Genomic DNA, 17,628 nt, shown 5'->3' on the forward strand with positions numbered 1-17,628 from the left:
CGGCACCTGTGTCGGCCGGGCGACAGACGCTGCGGCACGGGGTCGAACATGCTCGTCCCAGCCGCTCCCGCCATGTCCCCGAGTCCGTGGCGGGGGCGGCACCCAAGCCCGGTGGTCTAGCCAGGTGACACCCTCGCTCCGCCCTGATTTACACCTGCTCGCGGCCGCTGGAAGGCTGCGGCCCGATGACCACGACCGTGTCACGACCGACGCCGCCGCGCGTGGTCGCCGAAGTTCGCAAGCGCTACGAGGCCGCCGGCGGCACCACCGCCCTGCTGGTGCGCACGCCCGACGGGCAGGAGAGCCTGATCGGCTCGGGAGTGCCTGCGGCGACCCTCGTCGTGACCGACCAGCTCGGCCTGGATGCCCTCGCCTCCTTCGACATCGTCCGCGCGGGAGAGGCCTTCCTCGAGGGACATCTCGACGTCGAGGGCGACCTGGCCCAGATGCTCGGCCTGCGGCCGATCTTCACCGACTTCCACCCCGTGCAGTACGTCGGCAAGTTCGTGCGGCCCTTCCTGCGCGGCCAGGTCAAGAGTGACCACGACTACATCGAGCACCACTACGAGAACGATCCCGAGTTCTTCTTGTCCTTCCTGGACCGTCGCTACCGCGCCTATTCGCAAGGCGTCTTCGAAAGCGCCGAGGAGTCCCTCGAAGCCGGTATCACCCGCAAGCTCGACTACGCCCTCGGCGCCATCGACGTCGGCCCCGGGGCCCGTGTCCTCGATATCGGCGGCGGCTGGGGCGCATTCGTCGAGTACGGCGGGCAGCACGGGCTGCACGTCACCTCGCTGACCATTTCCGAGGAGTCCCGGAAGTTCGTGCAGGGCATCATCGACGAGCAGGGCCTGCCCTGCGAGATCCGGCGCGAGCACTTCTTCGCCCACCGCCCCGAGGCGCCCTACGACGCGATCGTCAACCTCGGGGTCACCGAGCACCTGCCCGACTACGCGCGAACGCTCGCGACGTACCGTTCGCTGCTCAAGCCCGGTGGCCGCGTCTACCTCGACGCGAGCGCGCAGCGGCGCAAGAACAAGGTCACCACCTTCTTCGAGAACCAGATCTTCCGCGGTAACGGCACCCCGCTGTCGCTGGCCGGGTACACCGCGGCCCTGAGCCGCTCACAGCTCGAGCTCGAGGTCGTGCTCAACGACCGGGTCAACTACGAGATCACCACCCGCCGCTGGGCCGAGAACCTCGACGCCGCCCGCGACTTCATCGAGCCACGCTGGGGTTCGCGGCAGTACCGGTTGTTCCGGCTCTACCTGTGGGGCTGCGTCGACGCCTTCTCACGCGATGTCATCCAGGCCTACCGAATGGTGCTGCGCAACCCCTGAGGGCGAATTCCGAGAGCTCGGGAAGATACGTGCGTAACCCCGTCGCACATGGCGCGTTGGGAATTCCAGAAGGGCCATGCGCGAGTAGAGAGCTCGCTTTGCGTGAAGAAGATCCAAGAAGACGGGGCGCAGGCCAACCCACCGGCCACCATCCACCGGATCCCCCGCAGTGATCCCCCCACCCGGCGCCGAGGACAGCACCAAGGTTCTCGGCGTCGTGGTGCCCTCAGGCCCGCTCGAGGCAACCCGCGCGGACACAGCCCGGGTGCTAGCCCGGAAGCAGCCAGACCTCGCCGTCTCCGCCCTCGACGTTGCCGAACGTCGGGCAGCGCGCACCCGGCACGACCTGCACATCGAAGATCTCCTCCACCGCGTTGTCGAACCGCAGCGTCGCGACCGTGTTGCCCGTGCTCAGCTCGATCACTCCGACACCGCAGACGAGCTGGTCGTGGTAGGCGGCGATGGGCGCGCCGCCGAAGATGGCGGTCTCGCGGATCTTGCTGAGTCCGACGAAGGCCAGGTCGCCGTGGAATGCCAGTCCGCGCGCGTAGCCGGGCACGGCGGCGACGGCGTCGCGCTGTGCGCTGGCCAGGTCCACGCGCTCGAGAACGCCGAGCCCGGAGTTGAGCACGTAGAGCGTGCCGTCGTGCCAGCGGGGCGAGTGCGGCATGGCCAGCCCGCTCGTCACCACCTCACCCGAGGGCACCTCCAGCACCGCGCCGCTGTCGTTGCGAGCCTGCCGCCAGCCACGCGGCTCGTCGCTGCGCGCCATCACGGTCACGAACGCGGGCGCGCCGTCACGCATCGCCAGCCCGTTGAGATGGCACCTGTCCTCCGCTGCGAGCCGGGTGATGAACGGCGGGCGCCAACGCGGCACGAAGCTGTAGCGAGGGTCCAGACCGGCCAGGCAGGAGAACAAGGTGTTGACCAGCCAGAGGTCGGGCTCGCCGGGCTGGCCTGGCTGGCCGGGCGCGCTCCCCCACACCACCTCGTGGCACTGGATGGGGCCGGTCACCGTCGTGGCCCGCGGGAGCCAGCAGCGGTCGTGGCGCCCGTCCGGGGTGAGCGCACCGGCCAGCTCGGAGTGGTCGCGCAGCGACCACACCTGGTCCTTGCCGCCCACCACGAGCTGGTCGTCGCCCACCGCGATGCCCATGGCGCGGTCGAAGCCGCGAAAGCTCAGCGACAACCGCCCCTCAGCGACGCCGACGGCGACCAGCTGACCGGCCTGGTACGTCGAGACGAGCAGCGAGCAGCCCGCCTCCTGGAGGACCTCGGGGAGGCCCTCGCTGTGGTGGTAGCCGACCTGCGTGCCACCGTCCGTCGCGGGAGGCGCGCTCACCTCATCGACAGCGTGTACGTGCGGGTGATGCTGCTGGCTGTCCCGCCACAGGGCGTGAAGCTGACCTTGGCCCTCACCTTCAAGGTGCCGGTGCGCTGCAGCTGGCGCACACCGGCGGCGGTCGGCTTGAGCGTGACCTTGGTGCCGCCGGCCCGGGTGACGTCCTTGACCGTCTTCTTGAGCAGCGAGCCGCCGACCGGACGCACGACGATCCGGCCCGGAGCGGCCACCTTCACCTTGACCCTCAGCGCGCCGGTGGCGAGGTTGGGCGTGCCTCTGCGGGCCACGGAGAACTCACCGCCGGCGTTGACGTCGCGCACCAAGACGGTCCCGCCCTCGGTGCCGTCGGACTTCCAGACCTCGGTGCCGTGCACGCCGTCGTCGGCCGCGAAGTACACCGTGCCGTCGGCCCCCGCCAGGCCCATGGGGTAGCCGTAGCCGACCTCAGGGCTGATGTCCTTGACCAGGACGGTGCCGACCTCGCTGCCGTCGGACTTCCACAGCTCAGGTCCGTGCACGCCGTCGCGCGCGACGAAGTACACCACGGAGCCCGAACGGGTCAGGCTGCGCGCGTCGCTGTCGTACTCGCCGGGGCGGATGTCCTTGACGATCGAGGTGCCGGCCCCGGTGCCGTTGGACTGCCAGAGCTCGGACCCGTGGATGCCGTCGTCGGCCCGGAACAGCACGGACCCGCCCAGCGCCGTGATCTCGAGCGGACCGCTGTAGTAGCTCTCGTCGGTCGGGTCGATGTCCTTGACCAGAGTGGTGCCGATCTCGCTGCCGTCGGAGACCCAGAGCTCGCGGCCTGCGGTGCCGTCGTCGGCGCTGAAGAACAGCGCGCCGCCGCTCGCTGTCAACGAGGACGGGTCCGAGGAGCGTGCACCGGGCCGGATGTCCTTGACCAGCGTGGTGCCGTCGGCCGAGCCGTCGGACTTCCACAGCTCGGGGCCGTGGACGCCGTCACGCGCACTGAAGTAGACGTCGGGACCCATCACCGTGAGTCCGCTGGGCTGACCGTCGTAGTCACCCGGGCGGATGTCCTTGACGAGGACGGTGCCGGTCGAGGTGCCGTCGGACTTCCACAGCTCGATGCCGTGTGCCTGGTCGCCGGCCGTGAACAGCAGACCCGAGCCGAACGGCGTCAGGTTGGCCGGCGCCGCGTAGTAGTCGTCGCCGGGGGCGATGTTCTTGACCATCACGGTGCCCGCAGCCGATCCGTCGGACCGCCACAGCTCGCGTCCCGCCTTGCCGTTGTCGGCGGTGAAGTACAGCGTGGAGCCGACCGCGGTGAGCCGGGTCGGACCGGAGTCGGAGTAGCTGTCGTTGACGGGGTTGATGTCCTTGACCAGGGCGGTGCCCGCGCGAGTGCCGTCGGACTTCCACAGCTCGCGGCCGTGCACGCCGTCATCGACGGTGAAGAACACCTTGTTGCCGACAGCGGTGAGCGAGGACGGCCCGCTGTAGTACTCGTTGTCGTCGTTGCCGACGTCACGGACCAGTACGGTGCCAGCCTTGGTGCCGTTGGTCTTCCACAGCTCGCGCCCGTGCACGCCGTCGTCGGCGATGAAGAACCAGGTCTCGCCCGCCTTGACGAAGTCCGAGGGGCTGCTCGGGGGTGTCTTCGCGGTGCACACTGCGAGCAGCGCGCCCGAGGTGCTGACACTCGCGCTGGCGCCCGAACCCGCACTAGGCCCCGCGGCCACGCTCGGGGCCGCTCCGGCCACGCCGGCGGCTGCCGCCGTGGCCGCGGTTGCGGCGATCGCGGCTCGTCTGGCTGTGCTGTCCCGACCGCGGCGCCGCAGGGCCTTGGCCCGTGCCACCCGTGCTCGCAGGACCTGCTCGTGCGCCGTGCGTCGTCGACTAGTCATTGCGTCCGACCTCTCCCCGTGTTGTCAGTCGGCCCCAGAGGGCAGCCCCCAGAAGGTAGCCCAAAACGGTGGTCCGCGGCCGATGCAACCACACCCGTCAACGCATCAGACGACCGCCGCCCGGATTTGGTTGTGGAGATATTCGCTTGTCGGCGATTTCGGGCAGCTGCGACGCTCGGCCGATGGCCCTCAGCGCGGTGGATCCTCCGTTCGACCAGCTCCTCGCCACCGCGGAGTCGGTGGCCGCGGCCAGGCCCGAGGTCGATCTCGAGCTGGCTCGCGAGGTGTTCTTGGAGGCGGCGACCCTGCTCTACAACGGTCTCGCCCTCGACGGGCTCGACGAGCACGACGCCGAGGCGGTGGTCGCCGGGCTCTGCATCGACCTCGTGTCGTCCGCCCCGGGCGAGGCGATCCGCGAGCGCGCCCGCACCCTCGAGCTCGATCCGGGCGACCTGCACGACCCCCAGAGCGTGGCCCGCTCCTACCTGATCTGCGCCGCGATCATGAAGCTGTGAGGGTGGGCACCCGAGGCGTGTGAGCCGGAGCAGCACCAAGGGGTGAGCACACCGGGGCCGCCGGTCGCCACCATGGGTGCGTGGAGGGATTCTCGGTCCTGGCGAGGCTGGTCGCTGCCACTGTCGTGGCCGCAGCCCTCACCGGCTGTGCACCCGGCACGCCCGACGAGGACTCCTGGCGAGGTGACGCCACCCGCGCGGTGGGCGACGTGGCCAGCGCCGTGCAGACGGCACGGATCGCGCTGGAGGCGTCCCAACAGGACCACCTCCACCACGCCTACCTGCAGGCCGTGCTCGTCGATGCCGAGCGCACCGGCGGGTTGGCTGCCGATGCGCTGTCATCGGTGCAGCCTCCCGACATCGAGCGGCGGCGCTCGTCCGACGTCGACGACCAGCTCGAGCAGGCGACGGGTCTCCTGCAAGAGGCCCGCATCGCCGTCGTCGCCCATGACACCGGCGAGTACGCCGACCTCGTGGACCGGCTGGAGCGAACGGCGAGCTCCCTGCAACAGCTCGAGACCGACCTCGAGGCGCCACCGGGGGATGCCCGGTGAAGAAGTTCTTCAGCGTCGCGCTGGGCATCCTCACCGCCATCGGCGGCTTCGTCGACATCGGCGACCTCGTGACCAACGCCCAGGTCGGTGCGCGGCTGGGCTGGTCGCTCGGGCTCGTGGTCATGGTGGGCGTGCTCGGCATCTGCGTGTTCGCGGAGATGTCGGGGCGCGTGGCCGCAGTGAGCCACCGTGCCACCTTCGACCTGGTGCGTGAGCGGCTCGGCCCGCGCGTCGGCCTCCTCAACCTGCTGGGCTCGATGGCGGTCACGCTGCTGACCTTCATCGCCGAGATCGGCGGCGTCGCGCTCGCGATCGAGCTGGTCGTCTCGGTGCACTACGTGCTCCTCGTGCCCCTGGTCGCCGGCCTGGTGTGGCTCATCCTCTGGAAGGCCCGGTTCTCCCTGATGGAGAACGTGCTGGGACTCGTCGGCCTGTCGCTGATCGTGTTCGTCGTGGCCCTGTGGCAGCTCGACCCCGACTGGGGACACCTGGGCAGCCAGCTGGTCACCGTCGACAAGCCGTCAGACGAGACGTGGCCGGTGTGGTCCTACTACGCGGTCGCGCTCTTCGGCGCGGCCCTGACGCCGTACGAGGTGTTCTTCTTCTCGTCCGGGGGCGTCGAGGAGCATTGGCAGGTCGAGGACCTCACGACCATGCGGCTCAACGTCTTCATCGGCTTCCCGCTGGGCGGCCTGCTGTCGCTGGCGATCGCGGGCTGCACCGCCGTCGTCTTCGGTCCCCTCGACGCCAGCGTCGACACGCTCGGCCAGGTCGGCCTGCCGGTCGCTGTCGCGCTCGGCAAGCTCGGGCTGGCGTTCGCGATCATCGGCTTCGTCGCCGCAACCCTCGGCGCCGCCTGCGAGACCGGGCTCTCGACGGGCTACAGCATCGCCCAGTACTTCGGCTGGCAGTGGGGCAAGTACGTCAAGCCTCGCGATGCCTCTCGCTTCCACCTGACGCTGATCATCGTGACCCTGCTGGCGATGGCGATCCTCGTGACGGGGGTCGACCCGATCCTGGTCACCGAGGTCTCGGTCGTGTTCTCCGCTGTCGCGCTGCCGCTGACGTACTTCCCGATCCTGGTCGTGGCCAACGACCCCGACTACCTCGGCGAGCACGTCAACGGACGCCTCGCCAACGGTCTCGGCATGATCTACCTGGTGCTCATCGGCGTGGCCGCCACCGCGGCGATCCCGCTGATGATCTGGACGAGGATGGGTGCCTGATGTCGGCTGAGCTCGCACCCGGCCGTGCCCTCGACGCGGTCCTGCACCTGATGGACCGCCAGGTGGTCGACCGCGACGGACGGATGGTCTGCAAGGTCGACGACGTCGAGCTCACCGAGCATCCCGATCGCACGTGGGAGGTCACCGGCCTGCTGGCCGGACCGCCGGCGCTGGTGCCCCGGTTCGGCGGTCGCCTCGGTCGCGCCCTCGAGGAGAGCTGGCGGCGACTGGGCGTTGAGGAGGGCGACCGTCTCGTGCCATGGCGGATCCCACTCGCCCTCGTCGGCGAGCTCGGCAGCGGCGTGAGGGTGCTCGCGGCCCGCGATGACCTCCTCCAGCGACAGACCGACTCGCCCCCGGCTCCCGGCGAGGTACGCCGCCGGCTCAACGACGTGCTCCAGCTCGAGGCCCGCGCGCCCGACGGTGAGCGCCTGGGCCGCGTGCTCGACGTACGCCTGCGCGCCGTGCGGCGCGAGCCGCTCCAGCTCCTCGCCGAGGGCCTGGTGATCGGACGCGGTCGCCCCGGCGGCTACCTGGGCTACGACCGGGAGCCGCAGCAGGGGCCGTGGCTGCTCAACCGCCTCGTGCGGCGCATCCATCGGCACTCTGCCTACGTGCCGCTGCACGACACCGGGCCGACCGACTGGGAGGCACAGGTCGTGGAGATCCGCGGCCCGCTGCTGCCGCTCGACCATCCCTAGAGGTGCGCCGGCGGCGGTGTCTTGGCGATAGCGTCGGATTCGTATGACCTTCACGGGCCTGGGTACTGGGGGGCCATGACACTACGCCCGCACGGTCCCGTGCGCGTCACCGTCGCCGACGAATGCGAGTTGGTGACCGAGGGGCTCGCCGCGATGTTCGCCGGACACGACGAGCTGACCCTCGTGCCGCCCGCCCCGGGGGGCGGTCTGGCCACCTTCGTCGACCTGACCCTCCACGACACCTTCGGCCACGTGCCTCTCGACCAGGAGCGGCTCGACCGGCTGGTCAACCGTCCGTCCGGCGGACGACTGGTCGTCTACACCTGGAACCTCCGTCAGGGACTGGTCGACACAGCACTGGGGCACGGGGTGGCCGGTTGCCTCTCGAAGAGCCTGCCGGCGGAGGATCTGGTCGAGGCGCTCGTGCGCATCGCCCAGGGCGAGACTGTCGTCCGCGGCATCGAAAGTGGGCCCTCCTCCGAGGTCGAGCGCGCGGCGCTCACGCCCCGCGAGGCCGAGGTGGTGGGACTCATCGCCTCAGGCCTGTCCAACCACGACATCGCCTGCTCCACCGGGCTGAGCATCAACTCGGTGAAGTCCTACATCCGCGGCGCATACCGCAAGATCCACGTGACCACGCGGTCGCAAGCGGTGCTGTGGGCCCTGGAGAACGCGTGCGTCCACCAGCCCTCAACGGTGCCCTCAACTGTGCCCTCAACTGGGCCCTCAACTGTGGTAGCGGAGGCCGAGGACCTGCTCGCCGACATCGACCCGGTGCGCCGGCGCCGACCTGTCTTCTCGGCCTGACCGCTGTCACCGCTCGCCCCTGGGGGTGAGCGGCACTTCCGCCCACCGGGGTGTAGTCGCGCGCCCGCGGGCCGGACTAGGTTGGCGGGGACGACCTGGGGGAGGCCGTCTCGGCTTCGGGAGCCGAGCCGATGCCAGCGCAACCACCCGACTGTCGACCGGCCTCGGTCGAGAGCACACCGCTTCCCGCCTGCTGGCGGGCTCCCAGACAGGCCACCGCATGACTTCGACGACCCTGGAACGTGATCGACCCCGACATCTCGATCCGCCTCGCCACTCCAACGAGGCAGAGCGGCGCGCGGAGCGGGCAGCAAGCACAACAGAGCTGATGGCCCGGGCTGCCACGTGTCCCCAGCCCGAGCGAGCGCGCCTGCTCGGCGTCGTCGTCGAGCTCAACATGTGCGTCGCCGACGCGATCGCATCGCGCTACCGCGGACGCGGTGTGGCCGACGAAGACCTGCGGCAGGTCGCGTACCTGGCACTGACCAAGGCAGCGCGCAAGTTCGATCCCGACGCCGGCCACGACTTCTTGTCATACGCCGTGCCGACGATCCGCGGCGAGGTGTGCCGCTACTTCCGCGACTGCGGCTGGATGGTGCGGCCGCCGCGGAAGGTGCAGGAGCTGCAGAGCCGCATCTTCGCGGCTCAGACCGAGCTCTCCTTGACGCTGGGCCGGTCCCCCTCGCCCACCGAGGTGGCGGCCCTCCTGAGCGAGCCGCTCGGTGACGTCGAGGAAGCCCTGGCCGCCGAGGGCTGCTTCACTCCCACCAGCCTCGACCGCCCGCTGACCAGCGACTCCGACATGACGATCGGCGACCTGCTGCGAGGCGTCGACGGCAGCCGTTCGGCCGCCGAAGCACGAGTGGTGCTGGCACCGCTGGTGCGCAAGCTCAGCGACCGTGACCGGTTGGTCCTCCAGATGCGGTTCTACGACGACCGCACGCAACAGGAGATCGCCGAGCAGATCGGCGTGACGCAGACCCAGGTGTCGCGACTCCTGGCGCGGATCTTCGGTGAGCTGCGCACCGGGCTCGAAGGGGCCCAGGCGGCGAGCTGACGCCGCAGCCGGGCCCGCGTCACTCCTGACAGGTGATGACGAACCGGGCGCGCGGCAGACGCACCACGTCGCTCGGGTCGGCCAGGTTCACCAGGTAGGCGGCATCGCCGAAGGGCTGGGTCCACAGCGAGAACCCTCCCCGGCGCCAGCCCGAGTCACGCGCGTCGTCCGGCAGCGTGGCGTGCCCGCTGTAGGTGCTCATCAGCTGCTTGTCGGTGAAGTGACGTCCGGGGTCGTTGACCAGCACGAGCGGCTTGTCGGCGTCACGGTTCAACAAGATGAAGCCCACGTCCTGCCAGCCGCAGCGATCCGAACCGTGCAGGCTCATCACCCGGTCGGTCGGGACCGGCGCCCCCGCAGCATCCAGCCACACGCCATACCCGATGGCCTCTGCCTGGCTGTTGGTGAGGGCGTCCGGGTCGCACATGGCCCACGAGGTCAGCCGCCACTGGCTGTCGTCGTCTCGCTCGACGATCGCGCTGAAGCGCGCGCTCGCGTCGACGTCGTAGACGTAGAGAACCTTGTTCTTCGCGTTGTGGGCCACGCGCACCGCATCGGTCTCCAGCCACCACTGCTCGGTGGACAGGAGACCGGACTGCAGCGCGGCCTCGGCACTGGGCTCGCCGGTGGCCTGACGGGCTACCTGACGGGCGACGTACACCTCGCCCTTGCAGCCGAGTGCGCCGCGTACGGACGGCATCGGTCCGTCGCTGTAGGAGGGGCCCGACATCATCACGTAGGCGGCAACGGATCCCGCGGCGACCAGCACCGCAGCACCCACGAGCCTCATCCGCATGACGAACCCTTCCCTTGACTCCTCGGCGGTCTACCCCAGCGAAGATGCCCGAACTACCCCGTGCGATCAGCGTTTTGGGCGCATCTGACCCCTCCGAGGCCGTTCCGTGACCGAACGGAGCATCAAACGGCCGGTGGTCCGGACCAGATGTTTAGACCAGCGGCTCGCCCGGATCCAGGATGCAGGACGAGCTCACCGGGTCTCCCGGCGTCGGGTCGAGGAACAGGTGTCGGACCTCGGGGAACTGCTCACGCACGCGTCGCTCGACCTCGTCAGCGGCGGCCTCCAGCTCGTCGGGAGAGTAATCATCGGTGAGGGCGACCCGGGCCGCCACCAGCACCTCGTCCGGACCCAGTCGCATCGTCAGCAGCTCGATCACGCCGTCCACGCCGTCGACATCGCCGATCAGGTCCACGATGCCCCGCTGCATCTGGGCCGGAACCGCCTTGCCGACCAGGAAGCCTGCGTTCTGGCGTCCCAGCCCGAAGGCCACGGCCACGAGCAGCGCGGCGATGGCCAGCGACACACAGGCATCCCAGACCTGGGTGCCCGTCAGCTCGTCGAGCGCGATCCCGGCGGCGGCGAGCAGGAGACCGAGGAGAGCGGCACCATCCTCGAAGACGACCGCCCTGAGTGCTGGCTCGGCCTCGCTTCGCAGGTGGTCGACGACCGAGGCGTCAGCCGCCACGGCGTCGCTGCGAAGCTGCCAGATCGCCCGGACGAACGAGACCCCCTCGACGAGGAACGCGACACCGAGCACGGCGAACGAGATCACCGGCGACCCGGTCTCGCGGGGGTGCAGCAACGCGCCGATGCCCTCGTATGCCGCGAACCCGGCGCCGAGCACGAAGATGCAGACCGCCGCCAGCAAGGCCCAGAAGTACCTGGCCTTTCCGTAGCCGAACGGGTGCTTGGGGTCGGCAGGACGCTGGCTGCGGCGCAGCGCGGTAAGCAAGAACGCCTGGTTGATGGTGTCTCCGACCGAGTGCGCCGCCTCGGCCAGCATCGCCGAGGACCCCGAGACCAGCCCGGCGACCAGCTTGGCCACGGCGATCAGGAGGTTGGCGGCTCCCGCTATCAGCACGGTCCGGGCGGACTCGGACTCACCTTCGCTCACACCTTCATCGTGGTTCGGCCCTGCGCCAGGCGGCTCATCCCCCTGGGCGGGGCAGAACCTGACACGGTGCCTGTGCGGTGCCTGACACGGTGCCTGACACGGTGCCTGACACGGTGCCTGTGCGGAAACTACGATCCACCTCACCTGTAACCACCGGAGTCGGCCGTGGGTGTACCAGACATGGGCCAGGATCGGCGGACTGCCGACCTCGAGGCGTTCTCGTGGTTCTTCACGTCCGAGTACCCGCAGGTCGTGCGGCTGCTGACCGTCGTCGTGAACGACCACGCCGCCGCGGAGGATCTCGCGCAGGAGGCGTTCGTCCGGCTGCACCGCAGCTGGGCGAAGGTCTCACAGTTCGACAGCCCCGAGGCGTGGGTGCGCCGGGTCGCACTCAACCGGGCCTTCTCCTGGCGTCGACGTGAGGCGCGCCGGCCGCACATCGAGCTCGCAGCCGCCCCAGCACCTGAGGTTGACGCTGCGACCGGTGAGCGCGAGGACGTACTGCGGGCCGTCCGTGCACTGCCGCCCAGAGACCGGGCGCTCGTCGGGCTCTACCACCTGGAGGATCGTCCGCTGGCCGAGGTGGCCGAGGTGCTCGGCCTGCGCCCCGGTGCCGCCAAGGTCGCCCTCCACCGGGCTCGCCGCCGCCTGGCAGAGCTGCTGAACGACACCGAGGGTGTGACGCCATGACCGATGACACCCGCTTCGACGCACGCGTGCGCGGCGCCCTGACCGAGCTGCCGGTCCCCGGCGACCTGGAGACGCGCGACGCGCTCGTCGCGGTGCTCGACCGGTCCCGCGGCCCACGACGCAGCCCACGACGCAGCCCACGCACCTGGGCGATGCCGGCCCTGGCGGCCGCGGCGGTGGTCGCGCTGGTCGCACTGCTGGCGGTCGTGGTCGACCGTCCCGAGTCGCCGCAGGCCGGTCAGGCGCCGCCCCCGTCGCTCAGCGGCCAGTGGGAGCTGGACGCGGCAGGGCTGACCGACCCCGGGTGGCGGGGCCGGTGGCTGCTCTCGTTCGACGAGGACGGCGTCCTCACGCTGACCGGACCTGCCGGCGCCATGGACTCCACGGAGGGGGCGTCGTACGCCGTCACCGGCGACCACGTGCGCGTGGATGTCTTCGTCAACAGCGCCTGCGCGGAGCAGACCGCTGGGGAGTACCGGTGGAGGACCCGAGGCGACCACCTGCTCCTGGTCGTACTCGACGACGTGTGCCCAGCGCGCGCCGGGCTCCTCGCCGGCGACTGGACGAGGGTCTCGTAACCTCGTGGGGCCGCCGGAAGTGTGGTCAGCATGAGGATCCGGCAGAAGGCACGCGTCGCGGTGGCCCTCGCTCTGCTCGCGGTCGGCACGGGCTGCAGCTCGGATCCCGGGGAGCCCGCATCCGGCCCGACCTACGAGCGGGTCGCCTGCCCCGACGACGTCGAGGTGCTGGTTGTGCCCGAACACGAGTGCGGCTTCGTCAGGCCTGATCGCGACGGGTCCCTCCAGATCTTCGTGGTGAGTGTGGAGCCACCCGAGCCCTCAGACCTCAGCCCCGTCCTCGAGACCGGCGTCGACCTCGGCATGACCCCCTCGTACGGCGGTCTCGCGCCCATCGCACAACGGACCGGCCGGCGGGTAGTGATCGTCGACCTGCCGGGTACGGGTCACTCCCTCCCCTCCCTCGACTGCCCTGGCGTCGACGGGCTCGGCGACGCCGCAGCGGAGTCGGCAGTGATCGCCGCGGTCGAGGAGTGCCGCCGGCAGGTGGAGTCAGCGGGCATCGACCCGCTGATGGTCACCCCCGAGCGGCTCGGCGAGGCGCTGTATGCCGTGACCCGGGCACTCGATGTCCCTCACTGGGTGGTGATGGGCCACGGAACCACCGCCGAGGCCGGGCGTCAGCTCGCCCTTGCCCACCCGGGCCGTGTCGAGGCGCTGGTCCTGGACTCGGTCGTCGTCGACCCGGCCGCCCGCACCCGAGACGTCGTGGCGTCGATCGCAGGGTCCTGCCGGGAGGACCGCCGCTGTCGGCGCACCTACGGCGACCTCACCGAGACCTGGCAGCGGGCGTCGCAGCAACTGGCACGAGAGCCCATCAGCGTCGACATCCCGGGTACCACCACCACGATCTCGATCGACGCGGCCAACCTCGACCGCGCGATCCGCTGGCTGGTCGCACCGGCCGCGACCGGGCCCGGCCTGCTGCCCGCGCTGCTGGCCGAAGCCGCCGCCGGCAGGCCCGGGCCGCAGCTGCAGCTGTTCGCCGACACGCTGAGCGTCGCACCGCCGCTGTGCGTCGGGTACGTGCCCAAGTGCGAGACGCAGCAGCGTCTGGTCATCGGCAGCACGTTGTCGGCGATGTGCCCGACGATGGCCGAGACGGCCGCCTGGTCGGCAGCATGCAACGCGTGGGGCGTGAGCGCGGCGCCAGCGGACCTAAAGCCCCTGACAGGCGTGCCCACCCTCGCGCTGTTCGGCACGCACGACCCGTTCGCCTCACCCAGCGCGATCCGCGAGCGCCTGGCCGCGCTGGCGCCCGACGCGTTCGTCGTCGAGCAGGCCTCCGGGGCGCACAACGTGCTCGGCTCCGAGTGCCCGCGCCTGGTGCGCAACGAGTGGCTCGCCACCGCCGTCCGCGACCCACCCCCCGAGCTCGCCTGCCTCGCCGATCCGATCGACTTCCAGCCCTAGGAGGACCACCATGCGCCACCACCTCACCGCCATCCCCGTCCTGACCGCGGTCCTCGTCCTCGCCGCGTGCGGCGCCGACGACAGCTCGGTCTCCGGCGCCGCGGCCGCACCGACCGAAGCCGCCTCGGACGTTGGGTCCTCACCGACGGCCCCCGCGGTGACCGAGCTCGAGGGCACCTGGACCACGGACCTCACCCGCAAGGCCGTTCGCGCCTACATCCGCGGGCAGGGCTGGGGCGAGCAGGCCGAGGAGTTCCTCCTCGCCCCCGACATGGCCGGCCCCGAGCAGACGCAGTTCCGCGTGGACTTCGTCGGCGACCGGTTCCGGATGGCCCAGGTGGCGACCGACGAACAGTGGCAGTCGGGCACATTCCGGATCGAGGACGGCCGCATCTACCTCGACGACGAGGCGCCGGTCGGCGAGCTGACGTTCGCTGTGCACCTCGACGGGGACGTACTCACCTACGACAGTCCGGGTGACACCGGAGGCGGCGGGCAGTTCATCCCCGGTGTTCCCGGCTGGGCTCCGGGTGCCGTCATGTGGGCCAGCACCACGTGGAGCCGCGCCGAGGGCTGAGACGACACAGGTCACGCCGGCAGATTCCCGTTAGGTCGTATCAGCCCGCCTGAGGCATGCTCTTAGGAGGAGTGATGACGATGCAGGACACGGGCACCACAGAGGACCCGGCGTCCGTCTGGGACGCCGCCGGCACTTCGTTCGCACGCTGGCGCGCCGGCGACCCCGCCGCGCTCGACGAGCTGGTCAAGGTGATGAGCCCCATCCTGTGGCACGTCGTCCGGGCCACCGGGCTCAGTCGCGAACAGTCCGAAGACGTCGTGCAGACCGCGTGGCTCGCCCTGGTGCGCAACGCCCAGTCCGTGGGAGACCCCCAGGCAGTGGCGCGCTGGCTCTGCACGACGGCCCGCCGCGAGGCCTGGCGCGTCAGCAAGAGCGCCAGCCGCAGCACCGTGGTCGAGGACGACGCTCTCGAGTGGCACCTGCCCCACGAGGCCTCGCCCGAGTCCGCGGTGGTGCTCAGCGACGAGCAGGCCCGGCTGTGGGAGTCCCTCGGCCAGCTGCCCGAACGCTGCCAGAAGCTGCTCCGCATCGTCGCGATGGAGCCACGGCCCGACTACGCGAGGATCGCGGGCGAGCTCAAGATGCCCATCGGCAGCATCGGCCCGACCCGCGGCCGTTGCCTCGACAAGCTCCGCCACGAGCTCGAACGAACGGGAGCGGGACGATGAACCCGACGCCTGACAACACCGGTGAGACGCGCGACAGCATGGGCGACGACATCCTCATGCTCGAGATCCGTCGGCTCTGGGAGACCCTCGACCCGCCGCCCGGCGACCTGGCCGACGGCGTCCTCGCCACGCTCGCGGCCATCGACCTCGAGTTCGAGTTCGAGCTCCTCACGCTCGTGGAGTCCCACGACGCCGTCGCCGGCGCCCGCTCGCTCACCTCGCAGATGTCCGAGGTCGGCCAGTGGTCCCTGGAGTTCGCAGGTCCCGACTTCCGGGTGCTCCTGCGGGTGAGCACGATCAACGAGCGTCGCCGCATCGACGGCTGGGTGCTGCCCCGCCTGCCGATGCGCATCCAGGTCGCGAGCGCTTCGAGCGGCCACCCGTCCTACGACGGTGTCGAGGTCGATGCCCATGGCCGGTTCGAGATCACCAACGTCTCCCCCGGTCTGTCCCGGCTGTGGTTCCTCCCGGACACCGCTGCCGACTCCGGTGACACGCGGCTGCCGGTCGCCACGCCGCCTTTTTGGATCTAGCTCTGCGCGCGGGCTCGAACTCGCCCGGCCCCGGAGCGATTTGTTGCAAGATGCTCGGGACAACCACCGAGAACGGGGAGAACGATGGCCAAGGACAAGCCCAAGCCCACCAAGCCCGCGCCGACCGGCCCGGAGCCACGGCCGTATGACGAGGGGCACTAGCACCCTGCCCCTCCTGCTCCACACCAGGCCTGACAGAGGAGAGCCGTGCAGGACAACGAGCGACCCGTACGCCGACCGCGACCCGTCCTGAGGCGGGAGCCGCGCCTGCCGAGCCGCAGCGCCCTGGCGCGCGTCAACGGACGGGTGCTCGATCCGGGGACCGCACTGGCGGTCGACGGGGTCGCCCCACGCCCGACCGCCTACGTAGGTCCCCGACTCCTCGTCTCACGCGGTCCGCGCGACGAGGAGTCCCTGGGCGTGCTCGAGCAGATCGCCGGAGAGCTCGGCTGGCGGGCTGTCGTCAGCCGGGCCCGCACCGAGGTGACGCGCGACGAGGAGCGCAGGCTCACCTCCGCGCGGCCGGTGTGGGAGCCCGTCGAGCGCAACACCGACGGGCGCTGGTTCAGCGATGAGAACCCTGGCGAGGTGGTGCGCGTCGACCTCGACGTACCGCGCGGCGCTGCTGCTTCCGCCCCCGACGGGTGGGTCCTCCTCCAGACTGCTCGCGCACGAGCCGAGCGCCTCGGCGACCTCCAGCACGTGGGCCTGGATCACATCGTGCTCCTCCAGACGCCCTACGACGAAGGCCATCCCTACGACGAAGGCCATCCCTACGACGAGGGCCACCCCTACGACGAAGGCCACAGCGGCGCCGTCGGCAGCTACGGCAGTCGTGGCAGCGGCGGCCGGCAGCCGATGCGCTACGTCGGCGAGCCGCCGGTGCGCAGCGCCGGCGTCAAGGGCCGACGGCCGGTCGTCGGGACCCTCGACACCGGCTGCGGCGACCACCCGTGGCTCGGCTTCGTGGAGACCGGCGTGGGCCTGAGCGGCACCCCGATCGGCTACGTCGACCCGGCCACCGACCCCGAGCGCCACCCCGACCTCGTCGGGCCCCTCGACGGCGGGATCGACGGACTCGCCGGCCACGGCACCTTCATCGCCGGCCTGATCCACCAGGCGTGCCCCGACGCCGACATCGTCGCGTGGCGGGTGTTCCCCTCAGAGGGCCCGATCGTCGAGAGCGACCTCGTCCAGGCGCTCAAGGACATCCGCGACGTCGCGCGCCTGCACCGCGACGGCAAGGGTGGGCACGCACTCGACGTGCTCAGCCTGTCGCTGGGCTACTACCACGAGACGCCCCAAGACGAGCTGTTCGACCCGACGATGTACTCCATCCTTCGTGAGCTCGGCGAGGCGGGCGTCGCCGTGGTCTGCTCGGTCGGCAACGACGCGACCGATCGGCCCTGCTTCCCAGCGGCATGGTGCCCGTGGCCCGACGCCACGCAGACGCTGGTGACCGCCGACCCCGGCGCCGTACCCATCGTGGCGGTCGGAGCGCTCAACCCCAACGGGACCGACGCGTTGTTCAGCAACGACGGGCCATGGGTGCGCGTCCACGACTACGGCGCCTCGGTGATGAGCACCATGCCCGCCTTCCAGGGCGGGCTCCAGCCCATCGCCCGGGTCGAGACCGACGAGCACCGCATCCGGGAGTCGATCGACCCCGACGACTACGCCTCGCAGTTCGCGCTCTGGAGCGGCACATCGTTCTCCGCGCCGCTCTTCGCGGGTCGGCTCGCGAAGGCGATCGGACCCGTCGACCCGGCGCACGACACCCGTGCGGAAGCGGTCACGCGCGGATGGGCCGCTGTGGCTGCCCTGACTGACATCGCGCCATGAT

Annotated in this window: 18 protein-coding genes; 14 read left to right on the forward strand and 4 right to left on the reverse strand. The window is 70.7% G+C overall.

The window, feature by feature from the left end; translation table 11 throughout:
* Window positions 1–185: 185 nt before the first annotated feature.
* Complete coding sequence (locus ISU10_RS19130; protein WP_194698038.1) at window positions 186–1,340, forward strand: SAM-dependent methyltransferase; 1,155 nt, start codon at window positions 186–188, stop codon at window positions 1,338–1,340.
* Between the two features lie 268 nt (window positions 1,341–1,608).
* Here ISU10_RS19130 and ISU10_RS19135 read toward each other — a convergent pair whose 3' ends face one another.
* Both ISU10_RS19135 and ISU10_RS19140 read right to left on the reverse strand, forming a co-directional pair.
* The gene (locus tag ISU10_RS19135) at window positions 1,609–2,682 is read right to left on the reverse strand and encodes a TIGR03032 family protein (RefSeq protein ID WP_194698039.1); all 1,074 of its coding nucleotides are present in this window, start codon (window positions 2,680–2,682) and stop codon (window positions 1,609–1,611) included.
* Entirely contained in the window at window positions 2,679–4,550 is a 1,872-nt protein-coding gene (locus ISU10_RS19140; RefSeq protein ID WP_194698040.1) for an ELWxxDGT repeat protein, read from the reverse strand. Before ISU10_RS19140 ends, ISU10_RS19135 begins: the two co-directional genes overlap by 4 nt.
* A 182-nt stretch (window positions 4,551–4,732) precedes the next feature.
* Here ISU10_RS19140 and ISU10_RS19145 point away from each other — a divergent pair, with 182 nt between their 5' ends.
* The 6 genes from ISU10_RS19145 to ISU10_RS19170 all read left to right on the forward strand — a co-directional run bounded on the left by ISU10_RS19145 (window position 4,733) and on the right by ISU10_RS19170 (window position 9,410).
* Window positions 4,733–5,065: a hypothetical protein gene (locus tag ISU10_RS19145; RefSeq protein WP_194698041.1), complete on the forward strand. Its 333-nt coding sequence runs from the start codon at window positions 4,733–4,735 to the stop codon at window positions 5,063–5,065.
* A gap of 80 nt (window positions 5,066–5,145) precedes the next feature.
* Window positions 5,146–5,619, forward strand: a complete 474-nt coding sequence (locus tag ISU10_RS19150) for a hypothetical protein (protein WP_194698042.1) — start codon at window positions 5,146–5,148, stop codon at window positions 5,617–5,619.
* Window positions 5,616–6,845 carry an NRAMP family divalent metal transporter gene (locus ISU10_RS19155; protein ID WP_194698043.1) on the forward strand — a complete coding sequence of 410 codons (1,230 nt, stop codon included), beginning with the start codon at window positions 5,616–5,618 and terminating at the stop codon, window positions 6,843–6,845. Before ISU10_RS19150 ends, ISU10_RS19155 begins: the two co-directional genes overlap by 4 nt.
* Complete coding sequence (locus ISU10_RS19160) at window positions 6,845–7,546, forward strand: hypothetical protein (RefSeq protein WP_194698044.1); 702 nt, start codon at window positions 6,845–6,847, stop codon at window positions 7,544–7,546. The genes ISU10_RS19155 and ISU10_RS19160 overlap by 1 nt, the downstream gene beginning before the upstream one ends.
* A gap of 75 nt (window positions 7,547–7,621) precedes the next feature.
* Window positions 7,622–8,353 (forward strand): response regulator transcription factor, encoded by a 732-nt coding sequence (locus ISU10_RS19165; RefSeq protein WP_194698045.1) that lies wholly within the window; start codon window positions 7,622–7,624, stop codon window positions 8,351–8,353.
* A 328-nt stretch (window positions 8,354–8,681) separates the two neighbouring features.
* Complete coding sequence (locus ISU10_RS19170) at window positions 8,682–9,410, forward strand: sigma-70 family RNA polymerase sigma factor (RefSeq protein ID WP_228501356.1); 729 nt, start codon at window positions 8,682–8,684, stop codon at window positions 9,408–9,410.
* A 19-nt stretch (window positions 9,411–9,429) separates the two neighbouring features.
* Here ISU10_RS19170 and ISU10_RS19175 read toward each other — a convergent pair whose 3' ends face one another.
* Both ISU10_RS19175 and ISU10_RS19180 read right to left on the reverse strand, forming a co-directional pair.
* The gene (locus ISU10_RS19175; protein WP_194698047.1) at window positions 9,430–10,206 is read right to left on the reverse strand and encodes a hypothetical protein; all 777 of its coding nucleotides are present in this window, start codon (window positions 10,204–10,206) and stop codon (window positions 9,430–9,432) included.
* A gap of 151 nt (window positions 10,207–10,357) precedes the next feature.
* Entirely contained in the window at window positions 10,358–11,323 is a 966-nt protein-coding gene (locus ISU10_RS19180; RefSeq protein WP_194698048.1) for a cation diffusion facilitator family transporter, read from the reverse strand.
* A 180-nt stretch (window positions 11,324–11,503) separates the two neighbouring features.
* Between ISU10_RS19180 and ISU10_RS19185 the strand changes: the two genes are divergently transcribed.
* From ISU10_RS19185 to ISU10_RS24235, 7 genes are all read left to right on the forward strand, one after another.
* Window positions 11,504–12,013 (forward strand): RNA polymerase sigma factor, encoded by a 510-nt coding sequence (locus tag ISU10_RS19185; protein ID WP_194698049.1) that lies wholly within the window; start codon window positions 11,504–11,506, stop codon window positions 12,011–12,013.
* Window positions 12,010–12,591, forward strand: coding sequence for a hypothetical protein (locus tag ISU10_RS19190; RefSeq protein WP_194698050.1), 582 nt, complete (start codon window positions 12,010–12,012; stop codon window positions 12,589–12,591). The genes ISU10_RS19185 and ISU10_RS19190 overlap by 4 nt, the downstream gene beginning before the upstream one ends.
* A 30-nt stretch (window positions 12,592–12,621) precedes the next feature.
* Window positions 12,622–14,004 (forward strand): alpha/beta hydrolase, encoded by a 1,383-nt coding sequence (locus ISU10_RS19195; protein ID WP_194698051.1) that lies wholly within the window; start codon window positions 12,622–12,624, stop codon window positions 14,002–14,004.
* A gap of 10 nt (window positions 14,005–14,014) precedes the next feature.
* Window positions 14,015–14,581 carry a hypothetical protein gene (locus ISU10_RS19200; RefSeq protein ID WP_194698052.1) on the forward strand — a complete coding sequence of 189 codons (567 nt, stop codon included), beginning with the start codon at window positions 14,015–14,017 and terminating at the stop codon, window positions 14,579–14,581.
* A gap of 74 nt (window positions 14,582–14,655) precedes the next feature.
* Window positions 14,656–15,252 carry an RNA polymerase sigma factor gene (locus ISU10_RS19205; RefSeq protein ID WP_194698053.1) on the forward strand — a complete coding sequence of 199 codons (597 nt, stop codon included), beginning with the start codon at window positions 14,656–14,658 and terminating at the stop codon, window positions 15,250–15,252.
* Window positions 15,249–15,785 (forward strand): hypothetical protein, encoded by a 537-nt coding sequence (locus ISU10_RS19210; RefSeq protein WP_194698054.1) that lies wholly within the window; start codon window positions 15,249–15,251, stop codon window positions 15,783–15,785. The genes ISU10_RS19205 and ISU10_RS19210 overlap by 4 nt, the downstream gene beginning before the upstream one ends.
* 207 nt (window positions 15,786–15,992) lie before the next feature.
* The gene (locus tag ISU10_RS24235; protein WP_194698055.1) at window positions 15,993–17,627 is read left to right on the forward strand and encodes a S8 family peptidase; all 1,635 of its coding nucleotides are present in this window, start codon (window positions 15,993–15,995) and stop codon (window positions 17,625–17,627) included.
* Window position 17,628: the final 1 nt, after the last annotated feature.

Source organism: Nocardioides agariphilus (assembly GCF_015352445.1).
Lineage (GTDB): Bacteria > Actinomycetota > Actinomycetes > Propionibacteriales > Nocardioidaceae > Nocardioides > Nocardioides agariphilus.

Coding starts and splice junctions, on each gene's coding strand:
- ISU10_RS19200 (WP_194698052.1), top strand. CDS start 14,015: ATGCGCCACCACCTCACCGCCATCCCCGTCCTGACCGCGGTCCTCGTC.
- ISU10_RS19195 (WP_194698051.1), top strand. CDS start 12,622: ATGAGGATCCGGCAGAAGGCACGCGTCGCGGTGGCCCTCGCTCTGCTC.
- ISU10_RS19140 (WP_194698040.1), bottom strand. CDS start 4,550: ATGACTAGTCGACGACGCACGGCGCACGAGCAGGTCCTGCGAGCACGG.
- ISU10_RS19145 (WP_194698041.1), top strand. CDS start 4,733: ATGGCCCTCAGCGCGGTGGATCCTCCGTTCGACCAGCTCCTCGCCACC.
- ISU10_RS19175 (WP_194698047.1), bottom strand. CDS start 10,206: ATGCGGATGAGGCTCGTGGGTGCTGCGGTGCTGGTCGCCGCGGGATCC.
- ISU10_RS19170 (WP_228501356.1), top strand. CDS start 8,682: ATGGCCCGGGCTGCCACGTGTCCCCAGCCCGAGCGAGCGCGCCTGCTC.
- ISU10_RS19165 (WP_194698045.1), top strand. CDS start 7,622: ATGACACTACGCCCGCACGGTCCCGTGCGCGTCACCGTCGCCGACGAA.
- ISU10_RS19190 (WP_194698050.1), top strand. CDS start 12,010: ATGACCGATGACACCCGCTTCGACGCACGCGTGCGCGGCGCCCTGACC.
- ISU10_RS19205 (WP_194698053.1), top strand. CDS start 14,656: ATGACGATGCAGGACACGGGCACCACAGAGGACCCGGCGTCCGTCTGG.
- ISU10_RS19160 (WP_194698044.1), top strand. CDS start 6,845: ATGTCGGCTGAGCTCGCACCCGGCCGTGCCCTCGACGCGGTCCTGCAC.
- ISU10_RS19210 (WP_194698054.1), top strand. CDS start 15,249: ATGAACCCGACGCCTGACAACACCGGTGAGACGCGCGACAGCATGGGC.
- ISU10_RS19185 (WP_194698049.1), top strand. CDS start 11,504: ATGGGCCAGGATCGGCGGACTGCCGACCTCGAGGCGTTCTCGTGGTTC.
- ISU10_RS19130 (WP_194698038.1), top strand. CDS start 186: ATGACCACGACCGTGTCACGACCGACGCCGCCGCGCGTGGTCGCCGAA.